Origin of the sequence: Trinickia symbiotica, assembly GCF_003028655.1 — a bacterium.
Taxonomy (GTDB): domain Bacteria; phylum Pseudomonadota; class Gammaproteobacteria; order Burkholderiales; family Burkholderiaceae; genus Trinickia; species Trinickia symbiotica_A.
In genome coordinates this window covers 1-23,064 of the sequence record NZ_PYUC01000003.1, presented here as the reverse complement: position 1 = coordinate 23,064, position 23,064 = coordinate 1, and the positions used below count along the sequence as shown (strand labels likewise).

12 protein-coding genes are annotated in these 23,064 nt (G+C 63.0%); 8 read left to right on the top strand and 4 right to left on the bottom strand.

Annotated elements, in window-relative coordinates; all coding sequences use genetic code 11:
• Window positions 1–16 precede the first annotated feature (16 nt).
• On the top strand, window positions 17–1,033 hold the full coding sequence (locus C9I57_RS06100) for an alpha/beta hydrolase (protein WP_107149773.1): 1,017 nt from the start codon (window positions 17–19) through the stop codon (window positions 1,031–1,033).
• Here C9I57_RS06100 and C9I57_RS06095 read toward each other — a convergent pair.
• Window positions 1,000–1,875, bottom strand: a complete 876-nt coding sequence (locus C9I57_RS06095; protein ID WP_107149772.1) for an EcsC family protein — start codon at window positions 1,873–1,875, stop codon at window positions 1,000–1,002. The two genes, C9I57_RS06100 and C9I57_RS06095, sit on opposite strands and share 34 nt — an antisense overlap.
• A 140-nt stretch (window positions 1,876–2,015) precedes the next feature.
• Here C9I57_RS06095 and C9I57_RS06090 point away from each other — a divergent pair, with 140 nt between their 5' ends.
• Both C9I57_RS06090 and C9I57_RS06085 read left to right on the top strand, forming a co-directional pair.
• A complete protein-coding gene (locus tag C9I57_RS06090; protein ID WP_107149771.1) occupies window positions 2,016–3,611 on the top strand; it encodes an MFS transporter in 1,596 nt (531 codons plus the stop codon).
• 23 nt (window positions 3,612–3,634) lie between these two features.
• A complete protein-coding gene (locus C9I57_RS06085; protein ID WP_018443687.1) occupies window positions 3,635–4,078 on the top strand; it encodes a MarR family winged helix-turn-helix transcriptional regulator in 444 nt (147 codons plus the stop codon).
• A 49-nt stretch (window positions 4,079–4,127) separates the two neighbouring features.
• On the opposite strand, the gene C9I57_RS06080 is transcribed toward C9I57_RS06085, so the two are convergent.
• On the bottom strand, window positions 4,128–5,402 hold the full coding sequence (locus C9I57_RS06080) for an amino acid deaminase (protein ID WP_107150145.1): 1,275 nt from the start codon (window positions 5,400–5,402) through the stop codon (window positions 4,128–4,130).
• A gap of 193 nt (window positions 5,403–5,595) precedes the next feature.
• On the opposite strand from C9I57_RS06080, the gene C9I57_RS06075 reads away from it, so the two are divergent.
• Entirely contained in the window at window positions 5,596–7,062 is a 1,467-nt protein-coding gene (locus tag C9I57_RS06075; protein ID WP_107149770.1) for an N-acyl-D-amino-acid deacylase family protein, read from the top strand.
• Window positions 7,063–7,120: 58 nt separating this feature from the next.
• On the opposite strand, the gene queF is transcribed toward C9I57_RS06075, so the two are convergent.
• Together queF and ilvA are read right to left on the bottom strand one after the other, a co-directional pair.
• Window positions 7,121–7,945 carry an NADPH-dependent 7-cyano-7-deazaguanine reductase QueF gene (queF, locus tag C9I57_RS06070; RefSeq protein WP_107149769.1) on the bottom strand — a complete coding sequence of 275 codons (825 nt, stop codon included), beginning with the start codon at window positions 7,943–7,945 and terminating at the stop codon, window positions 7,121–7,123.
• A 35-nt stretch (window positions 7,946–7,980) separates the two neighbouring features.
• A complete protein-coding gene (ilvA, locus tag C9I57_RS06065) occupies window positions 7,981–9,510 on the bottom strand; it encodes a threonine ammonia-lyase, biosynthetic (RefSeq protein WP_107149768.1) in 1,530 nt (509 codons plus the stop codon).
• A 455-nt stretch (window positions 9,511–9,965) separates the two neighbouring features.
• On the opposite strand from ilvA, the gene C9I57_RS06060 reads away from it, so the two are divergent.
• The 4 genes from C9I57_RS06060 (at window position 9,966) to C9I57_RS06045 (ending at window position 22,793) form a co-directional block, all read left to right on the top strand.
• Window positions 9,966–11,696 carry a ShlB/FhaC/HecB family hemolysin secretion/activation protein gene (locus C9I57_RS06060; RefSeq protein WP_440130181.1) on the top strand — a complete coding sequence of 577 codons (1,731 nt, stop codon included), beginning with the start codon at window positions 9,966–9,968 and terminating at the stop codon, window positions 11,694–11,696.
• 10 nt (window positions 11,697–11,706) lie between these two features.
• Complete coding sequence (locus C9I57_RS06055; RefSeq protein ID WP_107149767.1) at window positions 11,707–12,246, top strand: toxin-activating lysine-acyltransferase; 540 nt, start codon at window positions 11,707–11,709, stop codon at window positions 12,244–12,246.
• A complete protein-coding gene (locus C9I57_RS06050) occupies window positions 12,243–21,293 on the top strand; it encodes a two-partner secretion domain-containing protein (protein WP_107149766.1) in 9,051 nt (3,016 codons plus the stop codon). Before C9I57_RS06055 ends, C9I57_RS06050 begins: the two co-directional genes overlap by 4 nt.
• Before the next feature lie 1,104 nt (window positions 21,294–22,397).
• On the top strand, window positions 22,398–22,793 hold the full coding sequence (locus tag C9I57_RS06045; RefSeq protein WP_107149765.1) for a hypothetical protein: 396 nt from the start codon (window positions 22,398–22,400) through the stop codon (window positions 22,791–22,793).
• Window positions 22,794–23,064: the final 271 nt, after the last annotated feature.

The window sequence follows — 23,064 nt, the reverse complement described above, 5'->3', positions numbered from 1 at the left end:
CCGGGAGGGGGCCGCGATGAGTTGGCAAAGCGCCGTCGTCAGCTGGGTTCTCAAAAAGCAGTTCCGTCCGGAGACGGAGAAGCCTCATGTGAGCGTCGAGCGTGCCCGTACGCGAACGGCTGAGCGCGTCTGGTCGCCGAAGGTGCCGGCGGGCTGGCGGCTTACCGAGCACTACGGTCTCGACGAGGCACCGTTACGCGGCGAATGGCTCGAGCCGGCCGGCAAACTTGGCGCCCCTATCCATCCCGCCGCGTCGGCGCCTCTCGATAGTGCGGCCGTGCCCGACGTTGGCGCGCCGATGCGCACGCTACTCTATTTGCACGGCGGCGGTTACTACTTCTGCTCGCCAAGATCGCATCGCTCCCTCGTGTTTCCGCTGGCGGTGCGTGCGGGCGCCCGCGCGTTTTCGCTCGATTACCGGCTTGCGCCCGAGCATCCATTCCCCGCCGCCGTCGACGACGCGCTCGCCGCCTATCGTTGCCTGCTAGCGGACGGGATACCGCCCGATTCGATCGTGGTAGCGGGGGACTCCGCAGGCGGCGGCCTCGCGCTCGCGCTTCTTCTCGCGCTGCGCGACGCGAAAGACGCGTTGCCTGCCGCGGCGCTGCTGTTCTCCCCTTGGACCGACCTCGCGGCGACGGGCGAGACGCTCGTCACCAACGACGGAGCGGATCCGATGTTTCGTGGTGCGGCCATCGAGCGCGCAACGCGCCTTTATCTGGCCGGCGCGGATCCCAGGCACCCGTATGCGTCGCCGCTCTATGGAGATTTCACGGGGCTGCCGCCGCTGATGATTCAGGTCGGCAGCACGGAGGTGCTGCTTGACGATGCGCGGCGTGTCGCCGAGCGCGCGCGGGCGGCCGGGTGTGCCGTCGAGTTCGAGGTGTGGTCGAAAATGCCGCACGTCTGGCAACTATTCGCCCCGTTCATTCCCGAGGCGCATCGCGCGCTCGACCGGGCGGCTGCGTTCGCGTGCCGTCATGCGAGCGAACGCTATCGTCAGCGCAGCGGCGAGAGGTCGATCGCGCTATAAGCGGTTTGCACAACCTCGGTGCCATATTGCCGCTCGAGCCGGCGGATGGTGAAATGGCCGTGCGCCGTCTGCTGGAAGTGGTCGATGAAGGCCGTGTTGACGACGGCACCGAGCACCGCCCCGATCGCGGGAATCGACTTCGCCGCGACCTGCTCGCTGACTTGCACGGAAAAGCGCGCCGCGATTGCGTTCATGAGTCTCAGCAGTGCGGGCGTGCCGTGGGAGGCGAAGCTCTTCGACGCGAAGTCCGACGATGCCTTCGATATGGCCTGCGCGAGCGCCCCGCGCGCGATGAAGTAGCCGAACTCCGCTTCTTCGTTGGCCTGCTCGCGCTTGGACCGGGTGCCGCCGCCGAGGCCGAATACGGACAGACATTGCAGCTGCGTCTCGATCGTCCGTAAGTCCTCGCCTTCGCTGCGGGCGATATCGCAGATGGAACGGAACATCAGCGTCGTCGTGACCGGCAGTTCCGCCGGCAACGCCAACAGCCCGAAGGCACCGCCGGCCGCGCCGGTGGTCGCGACCGCGAGCTTGTGCCAGAGGTCGCGGGCCTTCGCCGACGCGGTAGAGCCGACCGGTAGGAGGCCATCGACCTCGCCGCGCACGCCGAGGCTCGCCAGCGCGGCCTGCAGACACTTGTCTAGCGCGCGCCGCGTCGCTTCGGCGATGGTCTCGTGCGCCGCCTCCGGCAGACGCGCTATCAGCCGTTCGACCGGCGCGCCCGCGGCGCCGGCCAACTTCATTGCAAGCGGCGCACGCTCTAGCGCGCGCTTCGCCCGCGCGAGCGCCGCGAGATCGTCGGCCGCGAGCGGGCCGGCAATGGCCGGTGTCGAATCTTCCATCACAGCATTTCCCTTGACGGTGAGGCAGAGCGCCCGTCGGCGGCACGCGCGCGAAGGAATGGCGCGAGCGCAAGGCGGCGACCGCCCCATCATGCTATCATTTCAATTCTTTGACGACACAACGATTGTTTCAACAAACGATGGCTGTTCATACGGCCCCTCACCATTCGAAGGGGCAGGTCCTCCCTTTTCGCGAGTCGCTGCTGGCGATGCTCGGCGTATCGTTCGTAACGATGCTCGTCGCGCTCGACCAAACGGTGGTGGGCACGGCTTTGCCCACGATCGTCGCCGAGCTGAAGGGCTTCGACCTTTATGCATGGGTCGCGACCTCCTATCTGCTCACATCCGTCATCACCGTACCGATCTTCGGGCGGCTCGGCGATTACTATGGCCGAAAGCCGTTCGTGATTGCGTCGATCGCCCTTTTCACCGGGGCGTCGGCGCTTTGCGGCGCCGCGAACAGCATGCTCTTTCTCGTCTTTGCGCGCGGCTTGCAGGGCATCGGCGGCGGCATGCTCGTCGGCACCGCGTTCGCCTGTATCGCGGATCTCTTCCCCGATTCGGTCGTTCGGCTACGGTGGCAGGTGCTGATGAGCTCGGCTTTCGGCATCGCCAACGCAATCGGGCCGTCGCTCGGGGGCTTTCTCACCCAGTACTACGGCTGGCGCTCGGCGTTCTACGTCAATCTGCCGGTCGGCCTGCTCTCGCTCGTCTTCGTCTGGCGCTATTTGCCGCATATGCGGCACGTCGAGCACAAGGGCCGCATACGGCTCGATTGGCCCGGCGCGCTGTTGATCGCGATCTCGCTCTCCAGCCTGCAACTCTTCGTCGAATGGGTCGCGCACGACGGCTTCACGCCGGTCGTCGCCGCACTTGTCGTGCTCAGTGTCGTCAGCGCTTTTGCCCTGCTGAAATGGGAGCGCGCGAGTGCACAACCGATTTTGCCGCTCGACATGTTCCGCAACGCAAGCCTCGCGGCGCTCTTCGCGCTGTCGGTGCTCGGCGGGTTCACCATGTTTTCTCTGCTCTTTTACGCGCCGCTGCTATTGCAGGGCGGCTTCGGGCTTTCGCCGCGGGATGCCGGATTCGTCATTACGCCGCTCGTCGTATTCATCACGATCGGCAGTATCACGAATGGCCGCATCGTCACGCGCATCCGCAATCCGAATTCGATGCTATGGATCGGGTTCCTGCTTGTCGCCGTCGCATGTCTCGGCACCGTCGCCGCGACGCGTAACATGCCGCACGCACTGCTGATGACATTCATGGTGGCGGGCGGGCTCGGCCTTGGCTTCGTGCTGCCGAACCTCACCGTCTTCGCGCAGCAGACGGCGGGCCGCGAGCACCTGGGCATCGCCACCGCGCTGCTGCAGTCGCTGCGGATGATCGGCGGAATGTTCGGCACGGCGTTGACAGGCACGCTCGTTTCGCTGATGTACCGGCATCGCGTCGGGGGCGCGCTGCAAGCGGCGCATGCCACGTCATGGCTCGATCAGATGCGCGATCCGCAAATTCTCGTGAACCGCGAGGCTCAGCCATCGCTCATCGCGCAGCTCGCGCACGCGGGCCATGACGGTGCCGCGCTGCTCGAGGCGGCGCGCGAGGCGCTCGTCGCATCGATTCATGCCGGCATCGCCGTCGCGATGGCCGTCGCGCTCTTCGCCGCCTGGCAATGCCGGCGCGTGCCGCGGGTCAAGATCGCACACGCGCCCGAGCCTGCGGTCGCCAGTGAATGAACGGACCGGACCTGGAGCACGCAATGGAAGAACATGAATACGTCGCGGTCGTCCGCCAGTTCGGCAGCACCTATCGCGCTTTCATGTCGGCATTCGAGGCACACGTCGGGCATCCGATGCCGCGCTGGCGCATCCTTTTCGCGCTTTCCGATCAGCTCGGGGAATGGTCGCAAAAGCGCCTCGTCGAGCGCCTGCGGATCGACCCGGGCGCGCTGACGCGGCAATTGAAGGCGCTCGAGGCGCTGGGCTGGGTGGCCCGCAGCGTCGACGCGCGCGACAACCGCGTAACGAACGTGGAACTGACGAGCGAAGGCGCGGCCGTCGTCGCCGAAGCGCTGCCGCGCCGCAACGCATTCCTGCGCGAAACGATGGGTGCATTGCCCGACGATGCGCTGCGGGCACTTTCGGCCGCGCTCGCCAAGTTCGAGACGCGCATCGCCGAGGTAGCGCAGGCGGAGACGGTCTGAGCCGGGTGGGCCTGCGATCGGTCAGTCACTAACGTGCAGGCCCTGCCGTTCAGAAGTACGTTTCGACGACTTCGGTGACTCGATACTGCTTATCCACGATCAGCACCTGCCGCCACTTGTCGAACGTCAGGCACGGATGCGAAATGTCGAACGCGAGCATGTCGCCCACCTTCAGGTCGGCGCCCGGCGCGATGCGCATGTAGGCGTGCTGATCCATCAGTCCGGTCACTTCCCAGCCTTCATCGGCGGCGATTTCGCGCGGAGCGGGCGTACCCGGCCTGTAATGGCGCGCCGGAACGGGCAGACCCGCGTCGAAAGCGGCGTCGCGCTTGCCGAAGGCGACGATCGCGCGATCGGCTTCGGGGATCGATTGAACATATGCCCAAAGCTGCAGCGCCGGCAGCAGGGCCTCGCCCATCCTCTTCGCGACGGGATTGCGCGCGAGGATGCCGGCCTGGGCCTTCTTGTAGATGCCCACGTCGTGGGTGAGATAGCAGCCCGGCCGCAGCACGACCTCGACGGCACCCGACTTCGATTCCTGCGCGAACTCCTCGGCGACTACGTCGTACCACGCAGAGCCGGCGCCGGACAGGATCGCCGGCGTGCGTGCGAAGCGGCCTTGTGCCGCGAGCGTGCGCGTCGTCTCGACGGCGCGGCGCAAGAAGGTCCGCACGGCCGTTTCGTCGGCGAGGACGCCCTCGTAAATTTCGATGCCCGCCAGCCGCAGCGTATCGGGATACCGCGCGATGGCCGCGAGCACCGCGTCGCGCTGCGCATCGTCACGCACGCCCGTGCGCCCGCCCGGCACGCCGAGTTCGATGAGAAGCTGCAGCGGCTTGCGTACCGACTCGAAGAACGCGCCGAGCTGCTCGACGCCGTCGACGGAATCGACGAGACAGAAGAACTCGAAATCCGGGTCCGTGAGGAGCTCCGCGATCATCGCCATGTTGTGCCGCCCCACGAGCTGGTTCGCCATCAGCACGCGCGGGACGCCGCCGAGATACGCGGCACGCGTCTGATGGGCGGTGGCGAGCGTGATACCCCAGGCGCCCGTTTCGAGTTGTCGGCGAAAGAGTTGCGGCGCCATCGTCGTCTTGCCGTGCGGCGCGAGCTTGACGCCGTACTCCGCAACGAAAGCCTGCATCCACTGGAGGTTGTGCTCCATCCGGTCCGCGTAGAGCACGGCGGCCGGCAGGCTGACGTCCTCGGCGAGCAGATTCCATTCGAGGTTGGCCGCCGATTCGAGCGGCACGCTCGCGCTCGGCACCGTGCCGAGGCCCTTGCTGCGGGGATCGATCGTCGCGTTTTGATAGGTGATCTTCATGGCGTGCAAACTGTCCTTGTCGGTCGTCGTCGGTTGTCGGGCGCTGCTCGACTGCATATGATGAATCCGGCACGATATCGAACGTACGAAAGCGCACATCCGCGTGCCGGTCGAAACATCCGCTTTCCGTGCATGGTACCGAACCTGCGGGTACGATCGAAGCGATGACCCCGCCTGAACGAGGAGACTACGCATGCATTCTCACCCCGAAGCCGCCGATACGCTGATCGTCGGGGCGCAGCTATACGACGGCACGGGCGAGCCGCCCGTCGTGCGCGATGTTGCCGTGCGCGACGGGCGCATTGCTGCCATCGGCAATCTCTCGAACTGGCTCGCCGAGGAAGTCGTCGAGGCGGAAGGCCGGGCGCTTGCACCGGGTTTCATCGACGTTCACACGCACGACGATACGCACGTCATCCGCTCGCCTCAATGTCTGCCGAAGATCACGCAAGGCGTAACGACGGTTATCGTCGGCAATTGCGGCATCAGCGCGTCGCCCGTGACGCTGAAAGGCGATCCGCCCGACCCGATGAACCTGCTCGGTGACCGGGACGCGTTTCGATACCCCACTTTCGCGGCCTACGTCGACGCGATCGAAGCGGCGCGTCCCGCCGTCAACGTCGCGGCGCTCGTCGGCCACACCGCGCTGCGAAACAACCATATGGATCGCCTCGATCGTGCCGCGACCGAGCGCGAACTGGCCGCGATGCGCGCCGAGCTCGAGGAGGCGCTTGCGCACGGCGCGCTCGGCTTGAGCTCCGGGCTCGCCTACGCCTCGGCCAATGCCGCGCCGACCGAGGAGGTGATGGCGCTGGCGCAGCCGCTTGCCGCCGCGGGGGCCGTCTATACGACACACATGCGAAGCGAGTTCGACGCCATCCTCGACGCGTTCGACGAAGCGTGCCGGATCGGCCGCCATGCGCGCGTGCCCGTCGTCGTCTCGCACCTGAAGTGCGCAGGGCCGAGCAACTGGGGCCGAAGCAAAGAGGTGCTCGCCTCGCTGGAAGCGGCGCGGCGGATCCAACCGATCGGTTGCGACTGCTATCCGTACGATCGCAGCTCGTCGACGCTCGATCTGAAGCAAGTCACGGGCGACATCGAAATCACGATCACATGGTCGACGCCGCATCCCGAGCAGGCCGGCAAGCGCCTTTCGGCGATCGCGGCCGAGTGGGGCGTCGACGAGCGCGAGGCGGCCGAACGTCTGCAGCCGGCGGGCGCGGTCTATCACAACATGTCCGAGGACGACGTTCGCCGAATCCTCTCGCACCCCGCGACGATGATCGGCTCCGATGGCCTGCCGAACGATCCGCTGCCGCATCCGCGCCTATGGGGCGCGTTTCCGCGCGTGCTCGGCCACTATGCGCGCGATGCGAAGCTCATCCCGCTCGAGGAGGCCGTGCGGAAGATGACGAGCTTGTCCGCGCAGCGTTTCGGGCTCGGGCATCGCGGCGAGGTACGCGTGGGCTTCCAGGCCGACCTCGTGCTGTTCGACCCGGCGCGTATCCGTGACGCCGCGACGTTCGAAAACCCTCGGCAGGCCGCCGACGGCATCGACGCAGTGTGGGTCAACGGCGTGCTCTCGTGTCGTAACGGGGAGGCGACGGGCGAGCGGGCGGGACGGTTCGTCGCCCGCGGGGCAACCTGGCGCGAGCAGTGACCGCGCGCGCCGGCGAGCTCTCGAATCGCGGATGCCGGCTACGCGCGAAACGCGCGCTTCACTGCCGCGCAGTGCGCGCGTTGTCCGGCATCGGCAGGTTGAAATTCGTGCGGAACGGGTTGATGTCGAGCCCGCCGCGCCGCGTGTAGCGCGCATAGATCGCGAGCTTCACGGGCCGGCATTCGCGCAGGATGTCGACGAACATTCGCTCGACGCATTGCTCATGGAACCCGGTGTGATTGCGATACGAGATTATGTAGCGCAAGAGCCCGGCCTGATCGATCTGCGGGCCGACATAGTGGATTTGTACGCTGCCCCAATCCGGCTGGCCCGTGACGGGGCAGTTCGACTTGAGCAGATTGGAGAACAACGTCTCTTCGACAGGCGCCTCTTCGAGCGCCGCCTTCAGCAGCGACGGTTCCAGATGATAGACATCGGTCTCGAGGTCGAGGCGGTCTAGCGAGAGTCCGTCGAGTTCGTCGAGCTCGAGCTTGCCGAACTCCGACGGCGACGCGAGCCGCACTGAGACGTTCGCGCCGCAGGCGGCCGACACGTCGCGTTTGAGCATCTCGCGCAAGGCGTCGATCGATTCGACGCGCGTTTGGGCGAACGAGCCGAGATAGAGCTTGAACGACTTCGATTCGACGATGTTCGGCGACTCGGCCGGCACATAGAACGTGGCAATCGCGATCTGCGGCTTGCCGCGCGCATTGAGCCACGAAAGCTCGTAAGCGTTCCAGATGTCGGTGCCGAAAAACGGCAACTGCGCACCGATGCCGATCGCTTCGCGCGCAAGGCTGCGCGCGATCGGAAAGAGCAGTGTCGGATCGTACTGCTCGGTGTATGAGGACGGCTTGCCGAGCGGCGATTGGTCGGGGGTCATGGCAAAACTTCTTGGATCAGTTCGTTGATGCGGCCTCAGGCGAGAAAGAGCCGGTAGACCGGATTGCGGCTTTCGTCCCAATGCGGATAGCCGAGCGTCGAGAGGAAGCGCGCGAATGCGTCGTCGTCGGCGACGGGCACCTGAATGCCGACGAGGATCGAACTGTAGTCGGCGCCTTGATTCCGGTAATGGAAGAGGCTGATGTTCCAGTCGGGCGCCATCGACGAGAGGAACTTCATCAGCGCGCCGGGCCGTTCCGGAAACTCGAAGCGAAAGAGCCTCTCGTCTTGCGCGAGCGGCGAGCGTCCGCCCACCATGTAGCGGATGTGCTGCTTCGAGAGCTCGTCGTTCGTGAGGTCGACGGTCGGAAAGCCGTGCGCCTCGAACGTTCGCGCGATGTCGGCCGATTCGTCGCGGCTCTTGATCTGCACGCCGACGAAAATGTGCGCGGCGCTCGCATCGGCGATCCGGTAGTTGAACTCAGTGACGCTGCGCTCGCCGACGAGCTCGCAAAAACGCTTGAAGCTGCCGCGCTCTTCAGGAATCGTCACGGCGAACACGGCCTCGCGCGCCTCGCCCACCTCGGCGCGCTCGGCGACGAAGCGCATCCGATCGAAGTTCATATTCGCGCCGGACGTGATGGCGACGAGCGTCTCGTTTTCGACGCCCGTGCGCTCGGCATATTGCTTCGCGCCGGCGACGGAGAGCGCGCCGGCCGGTTCGAGCAGGCTTCGCGTGTCCTGAAAGACGTCCTTGATCGCGGCGCAGATCTCGTCCGTGTTGACAGTCAGCACGTCGTCGAGATACTCACTGCAAAGGCGGAACGTCTCCTCGCCGACGAGCTTGACCGCCGTGCCGTCCGAAAAGAGCCCCACCTCATCGAGCGTGACGCGCTCGCCGGCTTTCAGCGACGTCGCCATCGCGCACGAGTCTTCCGTCTGCACGCCGATGACCTTGATCTCGGGGCGCACGGCCTTCACGTAGGCAGCCACGCCGGCCGCGAGCCCGCCGCCGCCGATCGGCACGAAAATCGCGTGGATCGGTGCTTGGTGCTGACTGAGGATTTCCATCGCGATCGTGCCCTGGCCCGCGATCACGTACGGGTCGTCGAACGGATGGACGAACGAGAGGCCGCGTGCCTGCTGAAGCTCGAGCGCGTGCGCGTAGGCGTCGCTATAGGATTCGCCGACCTGCACGACGTCGACCGTCGGGCCGCCATGCGCGCGCACGGCGTCGACCTTTACTTGCGGCGTCGTCACGGGGACGACGATGACGGCTTTGACGCCGAGGCGCGCGGCCGAATAAGCGACGCCTTGCGCGTGATTGCCGGCCGAGGCGGTGATGACGCCGCGCGCCATCGCGTCGGCGGAAAGGTGCACCATCTTGTTGTAGGCGCCGCGCAGCTTGAACGAGAAGACGGGCTGATTGTCTTCCCGCTTGAGGTAGACGCGGTTCGCGAGGCGCGCTGACAGGTTGCGGGCCGGCTCGAGCTCCGTTTCGTGAGCCACGTCGTAGACGCGCGCTGTCAGGATTTTCTTGAGGTAATCGTGGGAAGACGTGGACATGTGATGACGCGGCAATGCGCTTCGACGGACCGCCAGAGGCTGAAAAGGACAATGATAGCGCCAACGGCGCCTCGGCCACGAAGTGCGAGCCAGCCGCTCGCCGTACTTTCGCGACGGAAGCCGCCTCGTTCGCGCCGCGGGCGGTGATCGACCGTTTGGTTGATCGGCCTGTTTCAGCGAGTCGAAATTAGCCGGTGCTCGTCGCCCGGGGCTTCCCGCCTGGTTTTCATCGGTCCGGCCTACGCAGCCGGCGCGGCCTTTCCCTCGCCTACGCTCCCGTTAATCCGTCTGATTTTTACGCGCACCTTTCGATTCCTGCCTCCTGTGCAGGCAGAGTACGCCCCATCTTGATCGCAAGACGGAATTGGGCGTGCACAAGACAGATCGATCCAGCCTGATGGTCGGGCCGCCGCTGCTTTTCCGTTTCGAACGACGAACGAACACGGGCGGCAAGCATGAGGCTAGGAAGGTTCATCCACAGGCGCGGCGAATGTCGTGTCGCACTCTGCATTTCGGCGCTGGCGGTGACGCCTGCGATGGCGCAGCCTGCGTCAATGGTGGATGGCTTGCAGCAAGAGTTGCGTCAACGCGAGCGTGAGCGCGCTTTGAGGTCACAGCAGGAAGCCGCTCCCGACGTGCGGCTCCAACGACCGGTTCAGGCGGGCGATGAACGGCTGCCGGAGCACGAGTCGCCCTGTTTTCGCATTGACCGCATCCGGCTTGAAGGCGATGCCGCGGAGCGGTTCCAGTGGGCGGTAAAGGCGGCCGATCCGGCGAACGATCGTGCAACGGGCCGGTGCCTCGGCAGCGAAGGCATCAGCCTGACGATGAAACGCGTGCAAAACGCAATCGTCGCGCGCGGGTATGTCACGACGCGGGTGCTCGCGCCGCCACAAGATCTCAAGCAAGGCACGTTGACACTCGCGGTTATCCCCGGCCGCGTTCGCCGAATTCGCTTCTCGGAGAGCCGTGGCCGCCGCGGGACGAAATGGAATGCCGTTCCCGCGCGCCCCGGCGATATCCTCAATGTGCGCGACATCGAGCAGGCACTCGAGAATTTTCAGCGCGTACCCACTGTCGATGCGGATATTCAGATCACGCCCGCGGAAGGTCCCGACGCCAAGCCTGGAGATAGCGACCTTGTCATTAAATGGAAGCAGGACTTCCCATTTCGGATCACGTTGTCGGCGGATGACGCCGGCAGCAAATTCACGGGCAAATACCAAGGCAGCGTAACGCTCTCCTACGACAACTGGTGGACGCTCAACGACCTCTTCTACGTCAGCCTCAACCACGATCTTGGCCGAGGCTATGGCGATGGCAAAGGGACGCGCGGATACACGGTCCACTATGAGGTGCCGTACGACTACTGGTTGCTAGGCTTCACGATCAGCGGCTACGACTACCGCCAGTCGGTAGCGGGTGGGAATCGGACCTACGTCTTCAGCGGCAGCAGCGAAAACAGCGAGCTGCGCTTGTCGCGCCTCTTCTATCGCGATGCCGTGAGAAAGACGAGTGCGTACGTCGCCGCTTGGTCGCGCAATTCGCGTAACTACATCGACGATACCGAAATCGAAGTGCAGCGCCGCCGCATGGCCGGTTGGGCGGTTGGTCTCGCGCATCGCGAATTCATCGGCGCTGCAACGCTCGATGCCGACGTCGGGTACCGGCGCGGAACGGGGATGTTGTCGGCACGTGCCGCGCCGGAAGAAGCGTTCGGCGAAGGCACGTCGCGCTCGGCAGTGATTACCGCACAAGGGCAGTTGAACATCCCCATTGCCGTATCGAAGCAGCGGTTCCGATATCTCGTCGCATGGCGCGCGCAGTGGAACCGTACATCACTGGTGCCGCAGGATCGCTTCCAGATCGGCGGACGATACACCGTGCGCGGCTTCGACGGCGAAACCACGCTGCTCGGCGAGCGGGGCTGGCTCGTGCGCAACGACCTCGGCTGGGCTATGGGCAACACTGGGCAGGAGCTTTACCTCGGCGTTGACTATGGCCAGGTGCGCGGGCCATCGACGCAAGAGCTCATCGGCACGCATCTCGCCGGCGCGGTGATCGGCGTGCGCGGAGGATACAAGCGGCTTTACTGGGATGCGTTTGCCGGCCGCCCGATCAGCACGCCTGATGGATTTCAAACCGCCAGCACCACCGCGGGATTCAACATCAGCTGGACTTATTGAGGGGCGATGCATGAGAAATGAATCGCTCGAGATTATCGCCCCCGGCGTGTTGAATACGCCGTGCAACGAGGCAGAAGCGCTCGGCAGCGCCGTTTGGCTCTGGATGCATTCGGCCGCGCATTGCAACGCCCCGCTGCATGCCCTTGCATCCGCGTTGTTGCCGGCCATCAAGCACAGGCAATTCGTGCTCGCCGCGGAAGCCGGCAAGCCCGTCTTCTATCTCGCCTGGGCGAGTTTCTGCGAAGCAGCGGAAGCGCGCTACCTCAGTCGTCCGCCCGAACTCATGCCGGACGCGGACTGGGCGAGTGGCGACCGGATATGGATCCTCGACTGGGTGGCGCCGTTCGGCCACACCCGAACCTTGCGTCACGTCGTGGCGCGGCTCTTTGCCAATCGCTGTTTGCGTTCGCTCTATCACCGCGGCGACGAGCGCGGATTGCGTGTCATGGAGTTCAACGGCATCGCTGTGACGAAGGAAGAGGCGCGAGCCTGGTTCTTTGATCATCCCATCGCGCGTGGACTACCGCACATCGAGAACTCAAAACAATGAACAAGTGCCTCTATCGCATCGTCTTCAACAAGGTCCGGGGCCTGCTGATGGCTGTCGCCGAAACCGCGGTGACCAACGGCAAGGCGCCGGGCACCTCGCGCGTGCCGGGGGCCACGACAGAGGCCGCAGCGACCGTTGTTGCAGCCTTCCATCCGTTGCAGTATTCGGTATTGCTGGCACTGGGGCTCGTGAGCCTTGCTGCAAAGGCCCAGATAGTGGCGGACCCCCGCGCGCCTGGCAATCAGCAGCCGACCGTCCTCAATGCGGGCAACGGCGTGCCGCTGATCAACATCCAGACACCGAGCGCAGCAGGCGTTTCGCGCAACACCTACAGCCAGTTCGATGTCACTTCGCAAGGCGCCATTCTCAACAACGCGCGCAAGTCGGCGCAAACGCAGTTAGGCGGCTGGGTGCAGGGCAACCCGTGGCTGGCGGCGAGTACCGCACGCGTGATTCTCAATGAAGTCAATTCGAGCAATCCGAGCCTGCTGCGTGGCTATCTCGAGGTAGCGGGAGATCGCGCGCAGGTTGTCATCGCAAACCCGGCGGGCATCACCTGCGACGGTTGCGGATTCATCAACGCCAATCGGGCGACGCTGACCACGGGTACACCCATCTTCAACAATGGGAATCTCGACAGCTATCGCGTTCAGAAAGGAATGATCGGCATCACGGGAGCCGGACTGGACGCGAGCCGCACAGACTATACCGATATCATTGCGCGCTCCGTCCAGGTGAACGCCGGTATCTGGGCGAACTCGCTGAAGGTGACCGCAGGGCCGAACGAGGTTAATGCCGACCATACGCAAACGGCGGCGATCACGGCGAGCGGCAGTGCGCCTGCCTACGGGCTCGATGTCGCGAACCTCGGTGGCATGTATGCCGGCAAGATCACGCTGGTCGGCACCGAGTCGGGCGTGGGCGTGCGCAACGCCGGGCAGATCGGCGCATCGGCGGGCGACGTCTTGGTGACGGCCGACGGCCGGCTCGAGAACAGCGGACGCATCACGGCGAGCGCGATGGTGCGTGTCGACACGAACCGCGGTGTCTCGAATTCGGGGATTGTTTACGCACTTGGCGATACACAAGTGACGACGCGCGGCAATGTCGTCAATACGCACACGATCGCGGCGCAGGTCAATACGTCGGTCGAAGCCGCAGGAACGGCCAGCGCGATCGACAGCCAATCGAACTCATTACTCGGAGCCGGCATACGTAGCGACGGCACGCTCGGCGGGAGCGGTACCCTGCAACTGGCCGCGACGGGCCAGATCGGCGCGCACGGGCAGAACCTCGCGAGTGCGGACGCGACGGCAAGCGGCGCGGAAATCAGTCTGGCCGGCAGCCAAACGGCCGCGAAGGACGTCACGTTGACGGCGAGCGGCGGTGGCATCGAGTTGAGCGGGGCGAGCGTTTCGGCGACACAGACATTGACGGCCAGTGCAGCCGGTACGCTCGGTACCAATAGCGCCACGGTATCAGCCGATCGGTTGTCGCTCGCGGCGCGCGATATTTTCAACACCCAGGGCAACCTTGTTCAGACGGGCACCACCGATCTGGCGATTCGACTTCCCGGACAGTTCGATAACACCAACGGGCGGATTGCTGCGAACGGAGGCAATCTATCGATCGGTGCACAGACGCTGATCAATACCGATGGACGCATCGAGCATGCTGGTATCGGGACGCTGTCGTTGGATGCCATCACTGTAAATGGCGCGCGCGGCGCGATCGGTACGAACGGTACGCTGTCGATGACGTCACAGACGATTACGCTCGATGGCGGTAACGTGGCGGCAAATAAACTTGGCTTGGACGCCCAGGTGCTGTCGAATCGCAGCGGAAATATCATTCAAACCGGTAGCGGCAACGCATCGATTGCCGCTCGCGCCTCGCTCGACAATAGCGGCGGCACGATTGCCGCCAATGGCGCGCTGACAATGAGCGGCAGAGACTTGCTGAATCAGGGCGGCACGATTCAGGTCGCAGGTGCATCGCCGCTGACGATGAACGTCTCCGGCGAATTGGACAACAGTGCGAAAGGCAAGATTGCTGCGGGCGGTGACGCAAGCATCAAGGCGGTGACGTTGTCGAACGCGAGCGGCGGACTCACCGCAGGCGGCGCACTCGATGTGCTGGCGGCTGGCGCTGTGGTCAATGATGGTGGCTTGCTTGCCGCGAACGAGAACGTATCCATTGTCGGAAGCTCGATCGATAACGCGAGCGGTCAGATCGGGTCGGCTCACAGGGGATTGATGGTGACGGCGTCCGCGGGGGCCATCGACAACACGTCTGGCCGTATCGAGGCGGCGCGGCCCGTCGCGATCGCGGCCAATGGACTCACCAATACGGATGGCGTGGTGTCCGGTGGCACCGACGTGCGACTGAATAGCAGTGGGCGGCCGCTCGATAACACGCGCGGCACGGTCGCCGCAGGCGGATTGCTCGAAGTCCAGAGCGGACGGTTGACCAACGATGCGGGCAGCTTGCAGGCCAGCGGGACTGTGACCGTTGACACCCATGGCCAGACGCTGTCGAACACGCATTCCGGTCCGGCAGGCGGCATTCTCGCCCAGAGTGCCATCACACTGAGAACGGGCAAGCTCGATAACTCGGCGGGCTTTATCGGTGCCACGGGCGACATCAACGCGACAACAGCGCAGATCACCAATGCGCGGGGCGGGCAAATAACTGGAAAGGAAGCCATAACACTGACCAGCACCGGCGTTGATAACCGCGGTGGCAACGTTCAAGCGCTCGGCAACCTGACGATCGATGTAGGGAGCGGTACCGTTGACAACAGCGCTAGTCTGATGCGCTCGGGTGCCGTATTGACAATAGGTGCTGGCAGCCTTATCAATCGCGGCACGCACGGCAATGATCGAGGTGTCGAAGCGCAGCGCATCAGCGTGGCTGCCGACGCGATCGACAACCGGTCCGGCGCTGTGCGAGCGGACAAATGCTTATCACTGACAGGCTCGGGCACGATCGACAACACCGGAGGCCTGATCTCGTCCGCGCAGTCCGTGCAGGTGCGCGACCGCGATCTTACGCAAAAGACTCAGCGAGTGATCAACAAAGGCGGCACATTGATCGCGGCAAATTCGCTCGGTGTGAACAGTGCCGGACTGTCCGGTGACGGAAGCGTGCTTTCGCAAGGCGACCTCAATGTCAGCCTCGCGGGCGACTTCGTCAATGCGGGCAATTTTGAAGGTAACGGCAACGTCGAATTTGAGACTGCCGGGAAGGTTACGAACGAGGCGGTGATGCGGGCTGGCAAGACGCTGACAGTGAATGCACGCGACATCGAAAACATGGAACGTGGCGAGTTCAGCGCCGCAACCTCGCAGATCAGCGCCGCAGGGACGATCACCAATCGAGGGTTGATCGAGGGGCAGGATACGACCGTTTCGTCTGGAGTCTTCAATAACGTGGGAACTGGCCGCATCTACGGCGACCATTCTGCTATATCGGCCGGCACGGTCAACAATGACGCCGAGAACGATAGGGCGGCGACCATTGCCGCGCGCAGTCGCCTCGATATCGGCGCGCAGACCATCACGAACCGTGAGCATTCACTGATCTTCAGCGCGGGTGATATGGCGATCGGCGGCGCCATCGACGGTAGCCGCACCGCGACAGGTTCGGCGGGTGTCGTCAATAACAACAGCGCGTCGATCGAAGCGCTTGGTGAGCTCAAGCTGACCGCCGTCGACGTCAACAACACAAACGAGCATTTCGCCACCACCGTTCAGCGGCAAAGTGAGCCCGCGCATATCGTCGAGTACCAGGGCGACGGATCACCGAATCGCTATGCGAGCGGCGACCCCGACGTTCGCGTGTACAACGACGAGTCCGACCACTTGCATACTCCGGAACGCAACTACGAGAGTTGGAGCAAGTACGAATACGATCGCACGACGGCGGCCACTGTCATTGCAGAATCCGATCCGGGGAGGATCACATCGGGCGGTGCCATGCGCATCAAGGCGAGCAACGTACTCAACGACAAAAGCCAAATCATCGCGGGAGATGCGCTCGATGGAAATGGAGCGAAGCTCCAGAACACCGAGGTGGCTGGCCAACAGATAGTGACGGATACCGGCACAGTCACATCGTATTGGCGCAATCACAGGAAGGGTCGCGATGATACGGGTAGCCGCTCCACAGCATATACGCCACCGGCGGCGATCAGCGAGATTAAACTGACGCCGACGATCTACCGGGGTCATACCGCGCCGGGCGGGAGCGGGACCGAAATCGCGGGCGTCAGTACCGCTCCACTCGTACGAGGCGCAGTTGGTGCAGGCGCGGCCGATGTGACGGTCCGTGCCGGCAGGGCGATAAACCCCATCACCGAGGTCGAAGCCATCACCGAGGTCGAAGCCGTCAACGCGGCCGCAAGCGGCCACTCGTTCGTGATTCGCAGCGCCGCCGTTAATACTACGGTGCCGAACACCAGCCTCTTTTCGGTGAACCCCGATCCGGCGGGCAACTATCTGATCGAAACGGATCGACGCTTCGTCAACTATCGGGAGTGGTTGTCATCGGACTATATGTTGGAACAACTGCGGATCGATCCGGCGCTCACGCACAAGCGCCTGGGCGACGGCTTTTACGAGCAAAAGCTGATTCGTGAGCAAATTGCACAACTGACGGGCCGCAGGTTCCTTCGAGGCTACGCGAGCGACGAGGCGGAATATCGCGCGCTGATCAACAACGGCTTGACATACGCGAAGGAGTGGGATTTGCGGCCAGGCATTGCGCTGACGGCGGCCCAGATGGCGCGATTGACGAGCGATATCGTCTGGCTCGTCGAAAGCGAGGTGACGTTGCCGGATGGGCAGACCACGAATGCACTGGTGCCGCAGGTCTATGTGCTTGTGAAGCCAGGTGATGTCGACGGATCGGGAGCGTTGATCTCGGGGCAAACGGTCGACCTCAAACTATCGAATGACCTCGTGAACCAAGGGACGATTGCGGGCCGCGATGTTGTCTCGCTCACGGCCGAGAACGTCAAAAACCTTGGCGGGCGCATCTCAGGTAGTCATGTTGCGGTTAAGGCGAAGACCGATCTTCTCAATCTGGGCGGCACCATCGATGCTGCCAACAGTCTCTCGGCCATCGCGGGGCGCGATTTGAAGAGCGTCAGTACGACGAACAGCAATGCGAACGGCCAGGGCACAATAACCAACGTAAGCCGTGTGGCGGGGCTATATGTGACAGACCCGTCGGGAGGGACGCTGGTTGCCGCGGCGGGGCGGGATCTCACGCTTGCAGGTTCGCAGATCGGCAATGCAGGCGCGGACGGGCAGACGGTGATTGCGGCGGGGCGCGATCTAAACCTCGCCACGATCGATACGTCGAGCAGCCATTCGCTGAAATGGGATGCCAAGAATTGGCGCAAAGACAGTACGCACCGGGAGCTGGGGGCGTCGATCCAAACACTCGGCGATCTGCGCCTGTCGGCTGGCCGCGATTTGAATGCGCGCGGCGCCTCGGTGACGAGCGAGCAAGGCGCGCTGATCGCGACAGCCGAAAACGACATCAATCTGACGTCGTCGAAAACGACACACAACGTCGACGAGGCGCATCAGCATAAAGGCAAGAGCAGCTGGTTCTCGTCGAAGACGATTTCGACGCGTAATACCTTGTCCAAAACGATGCATCAAGGCACGACGTTCTCGGGCGACACTGTCCATCTGCAGGCGGGCCACGATATCAATCTAAAGGGAAGCAACGTCGTATCGACGCACGGTACCTCGTTGTTTGCATTGCATGATGTGAATATCGAAGCGGCGATCAATTCGGCCACGGAGCGGCACTACCGCGACGAGAGAAAGACGGGCCTTTTTGGCACCGGCGGGATCGGCTTCACGATTGGGACGCAGCAACACAGCCAGGACAATCGGAATATTCGAGCGAGTGCATCCGCGTCGGTTGTCGGCTCGACGAACGGCAATGTCGCGATTGCCGCGGGCAATCGTTACAGGCAGCTTGGCAGCCATGTCTTGGCGCCGCACGGCGACATCGGTATTCAGGCGAAGAAGGTGGATATCCTCGCAGCCGAGGAGATCAGCCAGGGTACGCAGGAGACACAGTTCCAGCAATCGGGTCTCACCGTGGCGGTGACGGCTCCGGTGGTCACGGCGATACAGACGGCCGGGCAGATGAAGCATGCGGCCGGCGAGACATCGGACACGCGCCTCAAGCTGCTCGCCGGGGCGACGACGGGCATGGCGGGCAAGAATGCGGCCGATGCCGCAAAGGCTGATCCGAAATCGGGCGGCGGCGCGAGCGCCTCGATCACGGTGGGCGGATCGAAGAGCCAAAGCAAGACGACGGAAGACACCGTGCGGGTGGCGGGCTCCAAGGTTCTCGCGGGTGGCGGCGTGCGCATTCGCGCGACGGGCGCTGGAAAGGATTCGACGTTGACCGTGCAGGGCAGCGACATCGAGGGCGGCGGCGATGTGCACCTGAAGGCCGACGGTGCGATTGCTCTGCTGGCGGCGAAGAACGCCGTTGAGACGCATCGCTCCAGCAGCAGCATGAGCGGCGGCGTGGGTGTGGCGGTGACTGGCAATTCGAATGGTGCGTCCTTCGGCGTGACGGCGAATGCGAGCGGTTCACGCGGCAAGGGCGACGGCACCGATGTCATATGGACGAACACGCACGTGTCGGCGGGCAAGAAGTTCACACTCGAGTCGGGTGGAGACACAACGTTGCGCGGAGCGGTGATTGGCGGCAGGCAAGTCATGGCCAATGTCGGCGGCAACTTGACGATCGAGAGTCTGCAGGACACCAGCAGATATCACAGCAGGGACGAATTCGCCAGCGGCACCGTCACGGCGGGCTATGGGTTTTCGGGCAGCGCGAACTATGGTCAGCAGAAGATGGACAGCGACTTCGCGAGCGTGGCGGAGCAGTCGGGCATCAAGGCGGGTGACGGCGGCTTCCAGATCAACGTCAAGGGCGATACCCACCTGAACGGCGGCGTGATCACGAGCACCGAGCGTGCGATTGCGGATGGTCTCAATAGCTTGACTACGGCAACGCTGACAACGCGCGATATCGAGAACCGTGCGGAATACAGCGCGAGCGGTTTCGCGCTAGGAGGCGGCTATAGCTCCGATGGTGGCGGTATGTCGCCACGAGGTGGCAAGGGCGATTCGACCGCTAGCGGGGTCGGCATGAACCAGCAGGGACAGGCGACGACGGGTGGCGACAAGGTCCCGGGCAGCGACTTGCCGCGCTCGGGCAACTGGAGTGCTGCGCCGCCCGTGGTCATGGGTGCGTCGGGTGACGGCAGCAGTACGACGGTCAGCGGTATCAGCGGCGGGGCGATTTACATCACCGACGAGGCGAAGCAGCAAGCGCTGACCGGAAAAAGCGCGGAGGACACGATTGCAAGCATCAATCGCGCCGTGACGACGGAGCGCGACGGAACGAATGCGCTGAAGCCGATATTCGATGAGCGGGAGCTCCAGGCAGGATTCGAGATCGTCGGCGCATTGCAGCGGGAGACGGGGGCCTTTCTTGCGAATCGGGCCAAGGAAGTGGATGCGGCGCAGGCAGCGGCGAGCGACCCGAACCTGACGCCTGAGGAGCGGGTGCTGGCGCAGCGGAAGGCGGACGAGTTGACGGCGGCTTGGGGGCCGGGTGGCAGTTACCGGCGGGTGCTGACGGCGCTGACGGCGGCCGCCGGCGGGAATGTGACGGGCGGAGTCGAAGCGTTCATGCGGGATGCGGCGGTGAGCTATCTCCAAGGCTTGGCGGTGAGCGAGGCGAAGGAGTTGGCCAACCGGCTGGGGGAAGGCCAACCGGGGGCTGAAGCGGCGCGCGCGGCGTTGCACGCGATCGTGGGATGCGCTGGAGCGGCTGCGAGCGCTCAGACATGCAACGCGGGCGCGATGGGGGCGGCGGCCAGTTCGGTGCTGGGCTCGCTGCTCGGGCCGACGACGGGGCTCAGCGCGCAGGAGAAGGAGGCGCAGACCAATCTGGTCACGTCCTTCGTCGCGGGCGTGGCAGGCGTGATGGGCGATCCGATGACCGCCGCGAACGCGGCGGGCACGGAGGGGTTGTTTAATCGGCAACTACATCCAGATGAAAGAGCGTCGATCGATAGAAGAAAGGAAAACTATGCGAAAAGACACGGCTTGACGGTTGCGCAGGCGGAGCAGGAATTGCTGACTCAAGCGAACTTGATGATTCAGAACGGCTCGCCGGGACAGTGGAATGAGCGTGCGGCGAGGTTTTTACGGGAACATAAGGGACTGCTGCCGGCAGATGGCAATAGCGGGACGGGCTATATGTTTTTTGCGACGCCGGAGCAAAGGGCGAATACCGCAATGTACGCGGGGTACTACCCGAACGGAGAGGGGCTGAACTTACCTCTGTCGGGCGACGTGGCCCATTCGGTCGATCGTCAGAGCGCGTATCAGGATACCTACGAGAAGATGACGTGGGGCGCGGCAGCTGGGGCGGCGATGATCGCGGTAGGCGGGCCAATTATGGCGTTGCCGGGAGCGCCGATCTTCAGTTCGGGCGGTGCGCTTGGCTCGGGAGCACTGGCATCGCCGATTGGGACCGGCGCGATAAGCGCGACGATCAACGCTGGCTCTCAGTACGTTCAGACCGGGAATATCAACTGGATTGACGTGGCGGGCGCGTATGGAACCGGCTTTGCGGGTTCGTACGGCGGGCTGTGGTGGAATATTGGGGTGAATACCGCTGGCGGGGCGTCCACGACTACGCTCAACAATATCTTGCAGGGCAGGAATGACAGTGTGATTGGCGCAGGCGTTACTAGCGGACTATTTAGTTCGGTTGGCTATGGAGCAGGAAAGGTAGCCGGTAATGCGATCAATTCCGAAATGAAGCCAACGATAAATAATTCAATCAACTGGGCTGATAGCGGCGTGTGGTCTCAGAGTGGATATAACATCTTTAGGCCGAACAATGCTGCGGCAATTGGTGCAACATCCCTGGGCGGAACAGCACAAGAAGGCGGGCGGAGCATTTTTAACAATCTACAAAGTCAGGAGTAAGGGCGGTGATCGGGCGATTGATCTTGCTTGCGATCCACATGCTTTGCATATGGTCCGTCGCGTGTGCGGCAGCATGGGTTGGTGGTGCGTATATGTATTCATTTTTTAATGGAATCAGCTACTCGCCTGGATGGTATGACGTGAAAGCAATATCTCGAACTGCTTCAGTGATTTCCTTGGCGTTTGTTGTCCTTGCTTGGCTAAATATGCGCAGGCAGTAATGCCGAACCCGGCGTTTGCCGGGTTCGTAATATGGGTGTTGCGGTTTGCTGATTGAGTTGTTACGGAATGACGGGTGTGGGGTATTTGCCGACGCCATTACGCAAGGCTGGAATGCCGAGCGACGATCCCGAAACGTTCGGCCCATGGTTCAAAAAGGGGTGAGGGTAAATGAAATTTGATCGCGGGCCGGAATTTCGGCGACCAAGGGTAGGTCCATATCGCCAGACCAGAGTATCTCGATTTCTGGAGATCTTATTTGGCTGGATCGCAAAGGGTACGATGGGGCTCGCCGCCCTCATTGTTATCGCATTCGCTCTTTTGGCTGGAGACACTGGTGGCTCAGCAGGTCTTCCGACTACCCGAAAAGGCTGGTTTTTCCTATTTGGAGCAATTCTGGTCATTACAGCCGCGATAGCTCTATTTCTCTACTTCTGGGGCACAAGGTCCTTGTGATCGCCATCCCAAGTATGGGCGCGAGCTGCCGGCGTAGTAGTCCTTGATCTGCATGATTTGAAGCAATCGCTTCTGCTTGCGCAGTGAGGTCAGCCGCGTAGCGATGCTCATCCTGTGAGGACCGGTAACGGACCCTATGCTACCCCTTCCGTTTGTCCGAGAAATGAGGGAATCGCGACATCCGCGATGACCACTCGGGCAGACTTGCGCCTTAAGACGAAAACGCGTGGCAACGGGAAACTTCACGGTGAAGAACCGAAGTGGCTCGTCTAAGGGCTGCTGCGTCGATATTTGCGAGTGATGGGATACCGAGGCGATGATCCGCGACTGCTAACCAATCGGTGCGGTAGATGGGCGTTGTGCGGAAGCGCAGGGGCGCTGGTCCAGATAATTTTTATTCTTGAGTATGCATTAATAATGATTAGAAAAATGAGATTATCGATATTAATAAATGTTTTATTCATCGGCGCCTTGGCGATGTCGGTCACGTCCTGCTCTTTTGCTACGCGTGGGTATGATGCGCCTGCGTTGACGTGCGAGCAACGTCTCGAACTCGCGCGTGGGCTGAACGAATGGGCCGGCGACAACTTCGATCGCGCTTACTCAACAAGCGGGGACATAACAGGAGCGATGGTTCAATTTTATCTGATTAAGCAAAATGCGCCTTCTCCGTACGCTGAATCATTCAATGAAAACCACAAGAAGGCGAGGTGGAATCTCGTCATGGCCAAGCGGCAAGGCTGTGATGTGTCAAGTTATCCGCTGCTGCCGATTCACGAATTTAAGAGGAGATTGCGTCGAATGAAGGACGCGCAGTCAAGATGAGAGTGCGTTGGAGTTGCTTCACCGCGATGGGCTTCATCGTGTATGTGGTCACTCAAGAATCTCTTGTTCCGTTGAAGCATTGAAACATCGAACGCGGTGGATGCTCGGTTGGTGGACGTTGGCATGGAGTGTCGAAGTTGTTCCGCCGAGCATGATTCCGTCATAGGTATCGGGCGGCCGGGGGGCGGCTCGCGGCGTGAGCCGCGCCGCCATTGAGATGGAGCAAGGTCCTCTGCTATCGTCTTGCAACGACGGCAGCCCTCCCACGCCC

What these genes read in the sequence shown, in the direction of transcription:
- C9I57_RS06100 (WP_107149773.1), top strand. Translation starts at nt 17, where the DNA reads ATGAGTTGGCAAAGCGCCGTCGTCAGCTGGGTTCTCAAAAAGCAGTTC.
- C9I57_RS06095 (WP_107149772.1), bottom strand. Translation starts at nt 1,875, where the DNA reads ATGGAAGATTCGACACCGGCCATTGCCGGCCCGCTCGCGGCCGACGAT.
- C9I57_RS06090 (WP_107149771.1), top strand. Translation starts at nt 2,016, where the DNA reads ATGGCTGTTCATACGGCCCCTCACCATTCGAAGGGGCAGGTCCTCCCT.
- C9I57_RS06085 (WP_018443687.1), top strand. Translation starts at nt 3,635, where the DNA reads ATGGAAGAACATGAATACGTCGCGGTCGTCCGCCAGTTCGGCAGCACC.
- C9I57_RS06080 (WP_107150145.1), bottom strand. Translation starts at nt 5,402, where the DNA reads ATGAAGATCACCTATCAAAACGCGACGATCGATCCCCGCAGCAAGGGC.
- C9I57_RS06075 (WP_107149770.1), top strand. Translation starts at nt 5,596, where the DNA reads ATGCATTCTCACCCCGAAGCCGCCGATACGCTGATCGTCGGGGCGCAG.
- queF (WP_107149769.1), bottom strand. Translation starts at nt 7,945, where the DNA reads ATGACCCCCGACCAATCGCCGCTCGGCAAGCCGTCCTCATACACCGAG.
- ilvA (WP_107149768.1), bottom strand. Translation starts at nt 9,510, where the DNA reads ATGTCCACGTCTTCCCACGATTACCTCAAGAAAATCCTGACAGCGCGC.
- C9I57_RS06060 (WP_440130181.1), top strand. Translation starts at nt 9,966, where the DNA reads ATGAGGCTAGGAAGGTTCATCCACAGGCGCGGCGAATGTCGTGTCGCA.
- C9I57_RS06055 (WP_107149767.1), top strand. Translation starts at nt 11,707, where the DNA reads ATGAGAAATGAATCGCTCGAGATTATCGCCCCCGGCGTGTTGAATACG.
- C9I57_RS06050 (WP_107149766.1), top strand. Translation starts at nt 12,243, where the DNA reads ATGAACAAGTGCCTCTATCGCATCGTCTTCAACAAGGTCCGGGGCCTG.
- C9I57_RS06045 (WP_107149765.1), top strand. Translation starts at nt 22,398, where the DNA reads ATGAGATTATCGATATTAATAAATGTTTTATTCATCGGCGCCTTGGCG.